Consider the following 11,343-nt stretch of genomic DNA (forward strand, 5'->3'; position numbering starts at 1 on the left):
TTGTTTATAAGAGACAGGATCTATGTAGACCGGTCGGTATATTTTTACGAACGTGCTCCGGGCGGCGGAGCTTGGGTGGTGAGGGGTGGGGCGGGCCCGGTGCTCCGGGCCCGCCCCGTGATGCGGTCGGGGATCCGGTGGGTGCGGCGCGCTCGGGAGGGGCCTGGTGCGGGCGCATCCAGGGGGGCGGGGCCTTGTCGGGGCGGGCTTCGGCGGGCGCCAGGGGTGCTCGGTGCGCTCTGTGGCGGTGCACCGGGTGAGCCGGGGCACGAGCCGGATCGGCCGTCCGGCCGGGTCCGGTCAAGGCCGGGCGGGGCGGGACCGCTACCGGTAATGCCGGGGCCGGTGGGAGGGCCGTCGGGTACGGAGCTCCGGGGGTGGCGGGCGCTCAGTCCGCGGGTCCGTGTCCCTGCCTGCCGCGGCCGTTGTGGCGGCGCAGGTGGAACAGCGGGACGAGCAGCCAGCACACCGCGAACCAGGCCATCACCGCGCCCGCGATCCAGGCGGCCTCCGCACTGCCGGTGGCCACCCGCAGCAGCAGGAGCAGCGCCGACCCGATGGTCAGGGCCAGCAGCACCATCCCGACGCCCACCAGCCGCGCGGTCGCGTCGACCAGCTGCGGCTTGAGCCGGCGCCCCGCGAAGAGCCGGTGGTAGGAGACCGGGGCGGCGAGCGACCCGGTGGCCAGCGCGCCCAGCACGACGGTGACCACGTACAGGTTGCGGTCGAAGTCGCCCAGTTGGGCGAAGCGCGGCATGAAGACCACGCTCAGCAGGAAGCCGAACAGGACCTGCGAGCCGGTCTGCGCGACCCGGATCTCCTGCAGCAGATCGACCCAGCGGCGGTCGGCGCGCTCCTCCGGCGACTCCTGCCGCCCGCTGCGCGCCCCGGAGGGGCCGCCCGGCCCGGTCGTCCCGGATGACATCCGTTCCGCCTCCGTCCGTACCGCCGGTCCTGTGTGCCGCCCCTCGTCCTGTGCGTGTAGCCCGGAGAGGGCCGGGGCAAACGCGGTGCGTGGACGGCACGGCCCGGATGCCGGACCCGCTCCGCCCGAGCGCGTTCCGCCCGAGCGCGCACCCGCCGTCGCCCGCCGTCCGTGCGGCCCGTCCCGCCGCGCGGCATCATGGTCCGGACGGCACGAGGCCGTTGCGAGCGGACCGGGAGCCGGCCATGCAACTGTCCGACGGGGGCACGGAGGACGACGACGGGGGCGCCACGGGCCACCGGGGACCGGAGCCGTACCGCCCGGGGGAGCTGCGGGTCACGGTGCACCGGGTCGGACGGGCACGGGTCGTCTCCGTCGGGGGAGAGCTCGACCACGACTCGGCGGACGGGCTGCGCACCGCGCTGGCCGGTCAGCCGGAGGAGGGCCTGGCCCGGATCGTGGTCGAGCTCTCCGGCCTGAGCTTCTGCGACTCGACGGGCCTGAACATCCTGCTCCGGGCCCGGCAGGACGCCGAACGGGCCGGAGTCCGTCTGGAGGTCGCCGGGCCGCCCCCCGCCGTCGGGCGGCTGTTCGCGGTCACCGGGGCCGACACCGTGCTGCGGATCCACCCCAGCCTCGGGGCGGCGCTCGCGGCGGACGGGCCGGCCGACCCCGGTACCGGCGGTCCGGGTACGGGCGGTCCCGGTACCGGCCACGAGGGCGTGTGAGGTGCCGCGATGACCGGTCCCGGGACCGCCGCCGTACCCGCCCGGGACGAGACCCGGCGGCTGGCGCTGAGCGGCAGCGAGGGCGCGGTGCAGCGCTGCCGCGACTTCAGCCGCCAGGCGCTGCTCGACTGGCACTGGCTGGCGATGGACGGCGAGGCCTGGCCCGACGAGGAGCAGGTGGCCGTCTTCGAGGACGTCCTGCTGATGGTCTCCGAACTGGTCACCAACGCCTGTCTGCACGCCCCCGGCGGCCCGCGCGAGCTGCGGCTGCGCTGGGACACCCGGCGGCTCCTGGTCGAGGTGAGCGACGCCAGCCCGGAGCCGCCGAGGCTGCGCCCCTTCGCGGACCCGGGGCAGCCGGGCGGGCACGGGCTGCGCGTGGTGGACCGGCTCGCCGGGGCCTGGGGCTCACGGCCCGAGGACGGGGGCAAGTCGGTCTGGCTGGAGGTGCCGTCCCCGCTGGACCGCCGGCGCGGCTGAGGCCGGCCGGCGCCCGGGCCCCGTGCCCCGGCACGTACCCGGTCGGCGCCCGGCCGGCGCCCCGTTCAGGGCCCGACCGGCCGGGGTTCGGTCGGCGGCACCGGGTCGGGCCCCGGCGGCGGGAACGGCGGGACCGGCGGCGGCGCCGGATCCGGCCCCGGTGCGGGCACGGGGCCGGGCCGGGGGTTGGGGTGCGGAATCGGTTCGGTGTCCGGATGGCCGGGCGGCGGAACGGTCAGGGCGCTCACCGGAGCGGCCGGGCTGCTCGTCATCGTGCTCACTCTCCTCACTTCCCGAGTCACTTCCCGGGTTCCTTCCCGGGTTCCTTCCGAGCGCGTTGGCTCACTTTCCGAGCGCGTGGGCCAGCTCGCGCTTGTTCATCTTCGAACGGCCCTTGACGCCGCGCTGCCTGGCCTCGTTGTACAGCTGGTCGTAGGTGGGCCCGCCGGCCCCCCGGTGCGACCGCAGTCCGCCGCGGCGCCCGGACGAGATGTCCTGGACGGAGCTGCGGCTCGCGGTCCTGGACTCGCCGTGCCGGGCGCGTTCCTTGTTGACCGTCCGGGCGGCGATCTCCTCGGCCTCCTTCTCGCTCTCGCCGCGGTCCAGGAGGCTGTCCTTGATGTGCTCGTACTGGCGCTCCCGCTTCGGGCTCGATCCTCGGGGCATGGCGGTACTCCTTCCGGGTGACGCGTCCTTGCGGCCCGCGTCTACCCGGTCGGCGGGCCGCGAAGCACCGGCGGGCCCGTGACGCGGGCCCGCCCACCGGGAGCCACTCCCGGCCGTTCCCGTCACGGCCCTCCCGTCTGTCACCTCTCCCACGACGGTGGCACAGTGGGAGGCGGGGCGGCGCCGCCGCTTCCGACGGCCGGGGCCGCCCGCCGGGCGAGCCGGCCGTGCGGTCGATCCGGACGGTGGAGGGATGGACGAGCACCAGGTGCCGGACGGCGCGCCGGAGCCCGGGCCGGGCCGGGCGGAGCAGCCCGACCAGGTCCTGCGGCAGCTGCTCGCCGGGCTGACGGCGGTCCGCGACGGCGACTTCCGGATCCGGCTGGGCCCCGACCTGCCGGGCGTGCCGGGGGAGATCGCCGCCGTGTTCAACGGCATGGTGGAACAGCTCGCCCGGGTGACCTCCGAGGTGACCCGGGTGGCCCGGGAGGTCGGTTCCGAGGGCCGCCTCGGCGGCCAGGCCCACGTGCCCGGCGCGGCCGGCACCTGGCTGGAGCTGACCGACGCGGTCAACGCGATGGCCGGCGACCTCACCCGGCAGCTGCGCAACATCGCCCAGGTGACCACGGCGGTGGCGCGCGGCGACCTCACCCAGAAGATCGAGGTCGACGCGCGCGGCGAGCTGCTCGAACTCAAGAACACCGTCAACACGATGGTCGGCCAGCTGTCCGCCTTCGCCGGCGAGGTGACCCGGGTGGCCCGCGAGGTCGGCTCCGAGGGCCGGCTGGGCGGCCAGGCCGACGTCCGGGACGTCTCGGGCACCTGGAAGGACCTCACCGAGTCGGTCAACGTGATGGCGGACAACCTCACCGCGCAGGTCCGCTCCATCGCGGAGGTGACCACGGCGGTCGCCGAGGGGGACCTCACCCAGAAGATCCGGGTCGACGCGCGAGGCGAGATCCTGCTGCTCAAGGAGACCATCAACACGATGGTCGATCAGCTCTCCGCGTTCGCGGACGAGGTGACCCGGGTGGCCCGCGAGGTCGGCACCGAGGGCAACCTCGGCCGCCAGGCCACCGTCCGGGGCGTCTCCGGCACCTGGAAGGGTCTGACCGACAACGTCAACGTGATGGCCTCCAACCTCACCGGCCAGGTCCGCTCGATGTCCGAGGTCGCCACCGCGGTCGCCCGGGGCGACCTCTCCCGGAAGATCACCGTGGAGGCCAAGGGCGAGATGGCCGCGCTCGCGGGCGCGATCAACACCATGGTGGACACCCTGTCGGTGTTCGCGGACGAGGTGACCCGGGTGGCCCGCGAGGTCGGCACCGAGGGCACCCTGGGCGGCCAGGCCCGCGTCCCGAACGTCGCCGGGACGTGGAAGGACCTCACCGACAACGTCAACTTCATGGCGCACAACCTCACCAGCCAGGTGCGCAACATCGCCCAGGTGACGACGGCGGTCGCCGGGGGGGACCTCACCCGCAAGATCGACGTCGACGCGCGCGGCGAGATCCTGGAGCTCAAGACCACCGTCAACACCATGGTCGACCAGCTGGGTTCGTTCGCCGCCGAGGTGACCCGGGTGGCCCGCGAGGTCGGCACCGAGGGACGGCTGGGCGGCCAGGCCGAGGTCGAGGGCGTCTCCGGCACCTGGAAGCGGCTCACCGAGAACGTCAACGAACTGGCCGGGAACCTCACCCGGCAGGTGCGCGCCATCGCCGGGGTGACCAGCGCCGTCGCGGCCGGCGACCTGACCCGCTCGATCACCGTGGACGCCTCCGGCGAGGTCGCCGACCTCAAGGACAACGTCAACTTCATGGTGCAGTCGCTGCGCGAGACCACCCGTGCCAACGAGGAACAGGACTGGCTGAAGACCAACCTCGCCCGCTTCACCGGCGCCGTGCAGGGACAGCGCGACATCCGCTCGGTCGCCGAGCTGATCACCGACGGGCTGACCCCGCTGGTCGGTGCCCAGTACGGGGCGTTCTACCTGGCCGAGGAGAGCGACGACACCACCGTGCTGGCCCGGATCAGCGCCTACGGACTGCCCGCCGAAGGGGCCGGCCCCGAGCGGGTCCGGCTCGGCGAGTCGCTGGTGGGCCAGGCCGCCCGCTCCCGGCACACCGTCCTGCTGGACGACCTGCCGCCCGACTACGCCACCATCGCCACCGGCGTCGGCGCCACCCACGCGCGCTCGGTGGTCGTCCTGCCGATCGCCCTGGAGGAATGGCTGCTCGGCGTCATGGAGTTCGCCTCCGTCCACCCCTTCAGCGCCGTCCACCGCGACTTCCTGGAGCAGTTCGCCGAGGTCTGCGGCGTCAACATCGGCACCCTGCTCGCCAACGCCCGCACCGACGAGCTGCTCGGCGAGTCCCAGCGGCTCACCGCCGAACTGCAGGCCCGCTCGGAGGAGTTGCAGGAGGGGCAGGAGGAACTGCGGCGCTCCAACGCCGAACTCGCCGAGAAGGCCGGGCAGCTCGCCGACCGCAACCGCGACATCGAGGCCAAGAACCTGGAGATCGAACAGGCCCGGCAGGAACTGGAGGAACGCGCCCGGCAGCTCAGCCTGACCTCGATGTACAAGTCGGAGTTCCTGGCCAACATGAGCCACGAGCTGCGCACCCCGCTCAACAGCCTGCTCATCCTCGCCCAGCTCCTCGCCCAGAACGCGGCGGGCAACCTCACGCCCAAGCAGGTCGAGTACGCGGGCGTCATCCACTCGGCCGGCTCCGACCTGCTCCAGCTGATCAACGACATCCTCGACCTCTCCAAGGTCGAGGCCGGGAAGATGGAGTTCCGCCCCGAACCCTTCGCCGTCCAGGAGCTCCTGGCCTACGTCGAGTCGGCCTTCAAACCGCTCGCCGACCAGAAGGACCTCGAATTCCGGGTCGCCGTGGGGGAGGGGGTGCCCTCCGAACTCGTCACCGACCAGGCCCGGTTGCGCCAGGTGCTGCGCAACCTGCTGTCCAACGCGATCAAGTTCACCGACGCCGGCCGGGTCGACCTGCGCATCGAACGGGTGGCGGGCGACGGCCTGCCCGCCGAGCTCGGGAAGACCGGGGCCGCGGTGGCCTTCCACGTCGACGACACCGGCATCGGCATCGACCCGGCCCACCTCGACACCATCTTCGGCGCCTTCCAGCAGGCCGACGGCACCACCGGCCGCCGCTACGGCGGGACCGGACTCGGCCTGTCCATCAGCCGTGAACTCGCCCGCCTCCTCGGCGGGACCCTCACCGTCCGCTCCACCGCGGGGCGCGGCAGCCGGTTCAGCTTCTTCCTGCCGCTCGCCCGCCGCGACCGGTCCGCCGCCGCACCGCCCGCCGAGGCCCGTGTCCTGGTCGTCGAGGCGCAGCCGCCCGCCCTGCTCACCCTGCTGGCCCGCACCGCCGCCGAGGCGCACGGCGACGACCCTCCGGTCGGGATCCGCAGCGCCGGTGACGAACCCGCGCTGCGCGCCGCCCTCGCCGACGGCCCGTACCGCTGCGCCGTGCTCGACCTCGCCCATGCCGGCGAGCTCGCCCCGGTCCTGCTCACCGCGCTCCCGCAGGGCACGCCCGTCCTCGGCTACCACGGCGACGGCGGCCCGGCCGGAGGCCTCGGCCTGGCCGTCGACGGCCTGGAACCCGTCGCCGGGCTGGACGAGCTGCGCGAACGGCTGATCGCCGCCCTCGGTGGACGCCGTGCCGCGGCCACGGCCCCCGCGGACACCGTCGACCTCGCCGGGGAACCGCTCGCCGGGCGGACCGTCCTGATCGTCGACGACGACGTCCGCAACGTCTTCGCGCTCGCCGCCGCCCTCGAACAGCACGGCCTCACCGTGCTGCACGCCTCCGACGGCCGGGCCGGGCTCGACCTGCTGCGCCGGCACCCCGAGACCGACCTGGTGCTGATGGACGTGATGATGCCCGGCCTCGACGGCTACGCCACCATCGCCGCCATCCGGGCCGACGAGCGGTTCGCCCGGATCCCCGTCGTCGCCGTCACCGCCAAGGCGATGGCGGGCGACCGGGCCAAGAGCCTGGCCGCCGGGGCCGACGACCACGTCACCAAGCCCGTGGACACCGCCCTGCTGCTGGAGCGGATGCGGCACTGGGTGGGCGCGTCATGACCGTGGGCGGCCCGGAGGACCATGCCCCGAGTGCCGACGGCGGGGACGGCGCGCGCCCGCCCGGCCGACCGCCCGCCGACCCGGACACGGTCGGCCCCGGGGAGGACGGCGCCGGGGAGGACGGCGCCGGGGAGGACGGCCCCGGTCCCGCCGAGGACCGCGACGCCATAGCCCGCGGGCTGGCCGCCACCGTCCGCCGGCTCCAGCAGGCCGCCGAACGGATGCGCGGCGAGGAGGCCGGCCGCGCGCTGGTCGACCTCGCCACCGGGATGCTCGTCGAACGCCTCGGTGTGCCGCCCGTCGAGGCGGCCGCCCGACTGGCCGGGCTGGCCGCCGAGGCCGGGGTACCGGTCACCACCCTGGCCGCCGACATCGTCGGCCGCACCGCGGAACCCGACGCCGGCCCTTCCGCCCCGCCCGCGCCGTCCGGGCCGGGAGCCTCGCCCGCCCGGCCCACCGGGCCCGACGTCGCGCCGCCCCCCGCACGGGCGCTCGCCGCCGTGCCGGACCTGGCCGGTGCCGTCGAGGCCGTCCTGCGGCAGGTCGCCGCGCCGCTCGGCGCCCACGCGGTCCTGGTCTGGCAGCGGCTGCCGGCCGGCGCCCTCGCGCTCGCCGCCCAGGCGGGGCTGCCCGCCGACGAGGCCGAGGCCTGGACCCGGGTGCCGCCCGGCGTCGCCACCCCGGCCCGGCAGGCCGTGGCCACCGGCGCCGAGCACTGGCCCGGCGACCCGGCGCCGCCCGGCCCCGCGCCCGGCCCCTCGACCGGCGGCCCCGACACCCACCGGGCCGTCCTCCCGCTGCTCGACGACGGCCGCCGCCCCGGCGCCCTCGAAGTGCTCTGGCGCGGACCCGTGCCCGACCTCGCCGGCCCGCAGCGCCGCCAGCTGCGGGCCCTCGCCGACCTGTGCGCCACCGTCCTCGGCCACCCCGGGCCCGCCGTGCCGCCGGAGTGGCAGACCGACCTCCTCGACGGCCTGCTCACCCCCGCCCTGCTGCTCGACCCCGTCCTGCGGGACGGGCACGCCGTCGACTTCACGATCCTCCGCAGCAACCGGGCGTTCCTGGACCCGCTCGGCCGCCCGCGCAGCGGCCTGGACGGCACCTCCCTGCTGGAGACCTACCCGATGGCCTGCGCCACCGGTCTGCTGGAACCGTTGCTGCGGGCCCACGGGAGCGGCGAGCCCCGTACCGACGACCGCCTGCGGCTGGTCTTCCAGGGCGGCGGCATCACCCAGCCCACCACCCTGCGGATCGCCGTCGCCCCGCTCGGGCGCCGGCTGCTGCTCAGCTGGCAGCGGGACGCCGGAGCCGCCGGCGAGTCCGACCAGACCGCGCTGCTGCGCCAGGCCCAGCGGCTCGCCCGGGTGGCCGGTTTCGAGGAGCGGCCCGGCACCGGCCGGATCCTCTGGAACGCCGGCCTGACCGACCTGTTCGGCCTGCCGCCCGACGCTCCCGCCGTCCCGCTGGCCCGGCTCGCCCGGCACGTCCACCCGGACGACGAGCCCGCCGTCCGGCGTCTGCTGGACACCGTCCAGCAGCGCCTGCGGACCGCCTCCGCGGTGTTCCGGCTGGTCCGCCCGGACGGCACCCAGCAGTACACCCGGGTGGTCGCGGAACCGGTCCTGGACGCCGACGGCGGGCTGAGCGCGGTCCGCGGCGCCTACCACGACGTGTCGGCCCAGCACTGGACCGAGGTCGCGCTCGGCGCCACCCGGGCGCGGCTGGCTGACAGCGAGCAGGTGTCCGCCGAGCGCGAGCAGCTGGCGCTCCGCCTCCAGCAGGCGATCCTGCCGGTCGCGCCGCCGCCGCTCGGCGCCGCCGGACTGCGCGCCGCCGTCCGCTACCGGCCCGCCGCCAAGCGGGAGCGGGTCGGCGGCGACTGGTACGACGTGCTGGTGCTGCCCGACCGCCGGGTGCTGCTGGCCGTCGGGGACGTGGCGGGCCACGGGGTCGGCGCGGCCACCGGCATGGTCGCGCTCCGGCACGCGCTGCGCGGCCTCGCCGTCACCGGCGCGGGTCCGGGGCGGCTGCTGGCGTGGGCCAACACGGTGGCCCTGCGCGAACCGGGGCAGGTGACCGCCACCGCCGTCTGCGTGCTGCTCGGGCCCGACGGCCGCTCGCTGCGCTGGGCGCGGGCCGGTCACCTCCCGCCGATCAGGCTGGGCCCGGCCGGTGCCGAGGTGCTGCCGCTGCCGCACGGGGTGCTGCTCGGCGCCCTGCCGGACGCCGAGTACGAGGAGTTCACGGCCCGCCTCGACCCCGGGGAGTCCCTGCTGCTCTACACCGACGGGCTGGTCGAGCGACGGGACCGTCCGGTCGAGGAGTCCGTCGACCACCTGATCCGGGCCGCCGGGCCGCCGGGGCCCGATCTTGAGCGGTACCTGGACCTGCTGCTGGAACTGAGCCCGGCCGACACCGACGACGACACCTGTCTGGTCGCGGTCCGTGTGGAGCCGGTCCCGTCGTCCGGGGCGCGTTAGGGCCGGTCCCGCCCGGGTAGGCGCGCGGCAGCGGAGGGGGACGGGGAGGAACCGACACGAGGGGGGCACGGACCGAAGGGACACCGCCATGCTGCTGCTGTTCGGACTCCTGCTGGTCGCCCTGACCGGAGCTTTCACCGGCCTGCTGATCGCCGGCAACCTGGCGGGCGGGCCGGAGTACCAGGTGATGATCCTGGGCCGGGACCTGGTGACCCTCGACAGCCTGGGCATCTTCCTCGCCGGGCTGGCCCTGGCGCTGCTGTTCTGCCTCGGCCTGGCGCTGGTGGCCTGGTCCCGCCGCGCACGCCGGGCCCACCGGACCGCGGTCCGGCACGATCGGCGGGCCGCGGCGACCGGGGCGAGCAGGGCACCGCGCACGGACGAACCGGTCCTGGACGAGCGGTCGGCGGCGGAGCCCCCGGCCGCCGGACCGCGCGAACCCGCGCGCCCGGGCCGGCCCCGTGACCTCCCGGGCCACTGACCCCGCGCCCGGTCACCCGCGCCCGGCCGGCCGTGCCCGGTCGCCCCGCCCGCTCGCCCGCACCGAAGACCCCCGACGGCCCCGGCCCGGCGGCCCCGCCCCGACGAAGGAGGCGCTACCCCATGACCGGCGCCACCCCGCCCGCGCGGGACGTCCGCCGGGCCGTCCGGGCGCGTCGGATCCCGCTGTCGGCCCGCCCCGGCACCGTCGCCGAGGCCCGGCTGGCCACGGCTGGACTGCTCGCCGGCACCACCGACCGGGCCGCCGGGGACGCCGTGCTGCTGGTCTCCGAACTCGTCGCCAACGCCGTCCGGCACACCGGCGCCCCCGGCACCCTGCTGCTCGTCCGGGGCCGTCGGCTCCTGCGGATCGAGGTGAGCGACAGCAGTCCCCGGCCGCCGTGGCCGCGCCGCCCCCGCCGCCACCGCGACACCGGGGGCTTCGGCCTGTTCCTGGTGGACAGCCTGGCCGGCCGCTGGGGCTGGTACCGGCAGGGCCCGGGCAAGGTGGTCTGGTGCGAGGTCCGGCTGCCCCCGCCCTGACCCGGTGCGGCCCCGCCTCCCGAGCGGCCCCGCCGGGGGCTCACGCCGCCCCGGTGGGCCCGGGGAAGGAGCGGTGCGCGTGCGCGGCCGTCCAGTGGCCGCCCTCCCTGCGCAGCCCGAGCGTCAGCCGCAGCCGCAGCCGCAGCCGGACCGGGTCCGGTCCGGGCGGAACGGGTCCCGGCTCCGGCACGATCGGGTAAGCTGCACACCTCATGATTGGCTATTACAGGGGGTGGCGGGTGGACGAGCCCACCGTCAATGAAGTGGTGCGGGAGTGGGTCGAGGGCTGGATCCTCTCACGGGGGGCGGCCGACCCGGTGGACGAGCCCTGGGGCTGGACGGTCGACGTCGGCCAGGCGGCCCAGGTGGCCCGCCACGTGCTGCCCGAGCCGACCGAGGCGGACGTGCGCAAGCTGGTGGCCGCCACCACCGCGCCGGGCACCTGGCTGAAGCTGTTCGCCGACGACGACACCGTCCGCCCCTGGCTCGGCCCCGGCTGGCGCCATGACGTCCCCGGCTACCTGATGACCGTTCCGCTCGCCGCCGCGGACCCGGTGGTGCCGGCCGGTTACACCCTCACCAGCTGGCAGCGCGGCGGCGTCGTCAAGGTGCTGGTCCGCACCGCCGAGGGGCACTACGCGGCCCGCGGCCAGCTCGCGGTCACCGGGGCCACCGCCGTCGCCGACCAGATAGAGACCGCCCCCGAGCACCGCCGCCGGGGCCTCGGCTCGCTGGTGATGCGCTCCCTCCAGGACGCGGGCCACCGCGGCGGCGCCACCACCGGCATCCTGGTCGGCACGCCCGACGGCCGGGCGCTGTACACCGCCCTCGGCTGGACGGTCCGCGCCACCATGGCGAGCCTGTACTTCGCGCCGCAGGAGGGCGCGCCCGCCGACGCGTGAACGCCGCCCCGGCCGGACGGGTCGTCCG

The 11,343-nt window shown here is 76.1% G+C and carries 10 protein-coding genes; 7 read left to right on the forward strand and 3 right to left on the reverse strand.

Features of this window, described 5'->3' with window-relative positions:
- Positions 1-388 precede the first annotated feature (388 nt).
- Positions 389-925 (reverse strand): DUF6328 family protein, encoded by a 537-nt coding sequence (locus tag ACFCX4_RS29015; protein ID WP_376148629.1) that lies wholly within the window; start codon positions 923-925, stop codon positions 389-391.
- Positions 926-1,170: 245 nt separating this feature from the next.
- On the opposite strand from ACFCX4_RS29015, the gene ACFCX4_RS29020 reads away from it, so the two are divergent.
- On the forward strand, positions 1,171-1,653 hold the full coding sequence (locus tag ACFCX4_RS29020) for an STAS domain-containing protein (protein WP_376148632.1): 483 nt from the start codon (positions 1,171-1,173) through the stop codon (positions 1,651-1,653).
- A 9-nt stretch (positions 1,654-1,662) separates the two neighbouring features.
- Positions 1,663-2,133: an ATP-binding protein gene (locus tag ACFCX4_RS29025; protein WP_376148635.1), complete on the forward strand. Its 471-nt coding sequence runs from the start codon at positions 1,663-1,665 to the stop codon at positions 2,131-2,133.
- Positions 2,134-2,475: 342 nt separating this feature from the next.
- Here the strand turns inward: ACFCX4_RS29025 and ACFCX4_RS29030 are convergent, their stop codons facing one another.
- Positions 2,476-2,799: a plasmid stabilization protein gene (locus tag ACFCX4_RS29030; RefSeq protein WP_376148638.1), complete on the reverse strand. Its 324-nt coding sequence runs from the start codon at positions 2,797-2,799 to the stop codon at positions 2,476-2,478.
- A gap of 253 nt (positions 2,800-3,052) precedes the next feature.
- On the opposite strand from ACFCX4_RS29030, the gene ACFCX4_RS29035 reads away from it, so the two are divergent.
- From ACFCX4_RS29035 to ACFCX4_RS29050, 4 genes are all read left to right on the forward strand, one after another.
- The gene (locus ACFCX4_RS29035; RefSeq protein WP_376148641.1) at positions 3,053-6,910 is read left to right on the forward strand and encodes a HAMP domain-containing protein; all 3,858 of its coding nucleotides are present in this window, start codon (positions 3,053-3,055) and stop codon (positions 6,908-6,910) included.
- Complete coding sequence (locus tag ACFCX4_RS29040; protein WP_376148644.1) at positions 6,907-9,390, forward strand: SpoIIE family protein phosphatase; 2,484 nt, start codon at positions 6,907-6,909, stop codon at positions 9,388-9,390. Before ACFCX4_RS29035 ends, ACFCX4_RS29040 begins: the two co-directional genes overlap by 4 nt.
- Positions 9,391-9,478: 88 nt before the next feature.
- On the forward strand, positions 9,479-9,871 hold the full coding sequence (locus ACFCX4_RS29045) for a hypothetical protein (protein WP_376148647.1): 393 nt from the start codon (positions 9,479-9,481) through the stop codon (positions 9,869-9,871).
- Positions 9,872-9,993: 122 nt separating this feature from the next.
- A complete protein-coding gene (locus ACFCX4_RS29050; protein WP_376148649.1) occupies positions 9,994-10,413 on the forward strand; it encodes an ATP-binding protein in 420 nt (139 codons plus the stop codon).
- Between the two features lie 40 nt (positions 10,414-10,453).
- On the opposite strand, the gene ACFCX4_RS29055 is transcribed toward ACFCX4_RS29050, so the two are convergent.
- A complete protein-coding gene (locus tag ACFCX4_RS29055; RefSeq protein ID WP_376148652.1) occupies positions 10,454-10,627 on the reverse strand; it encodes a hypothetical protein in 174 nt (57 codons plus the stop codon).
- Positions 10,628-10,652: 25 nt separating this feature from the next.
- On the opposite strand from ACFCX4_RS29055, the gene ACFCX4_RS29060 reads away from it, so the two are divergent.
- Positions 10,653-11,315 carry a GNAT family N-acetyltransferase gene (locus tag ACFCX4_RS29060; RefSeq protein WP_376148655.1) on the forward strand — a complete coding sequence of 221 codons (663 nt, stop codon included), beginning with the start codon at positions 10,653-10,655 and terminating at the stop codon, positions 11,313-11,315.
- Positions 11,316-11,343: the final 28 nt, after the last annotated feature.

This window comes from Kitasatospora sp. NPDC056327 (assembly GCF_042261735.1).
In the GTDB taxonomy this organism is placed as follows: Bacteria; Actinomycetota; Actinomycetes; order Streptomycetales; family Streptomycetaceae; genus Kitasatospora.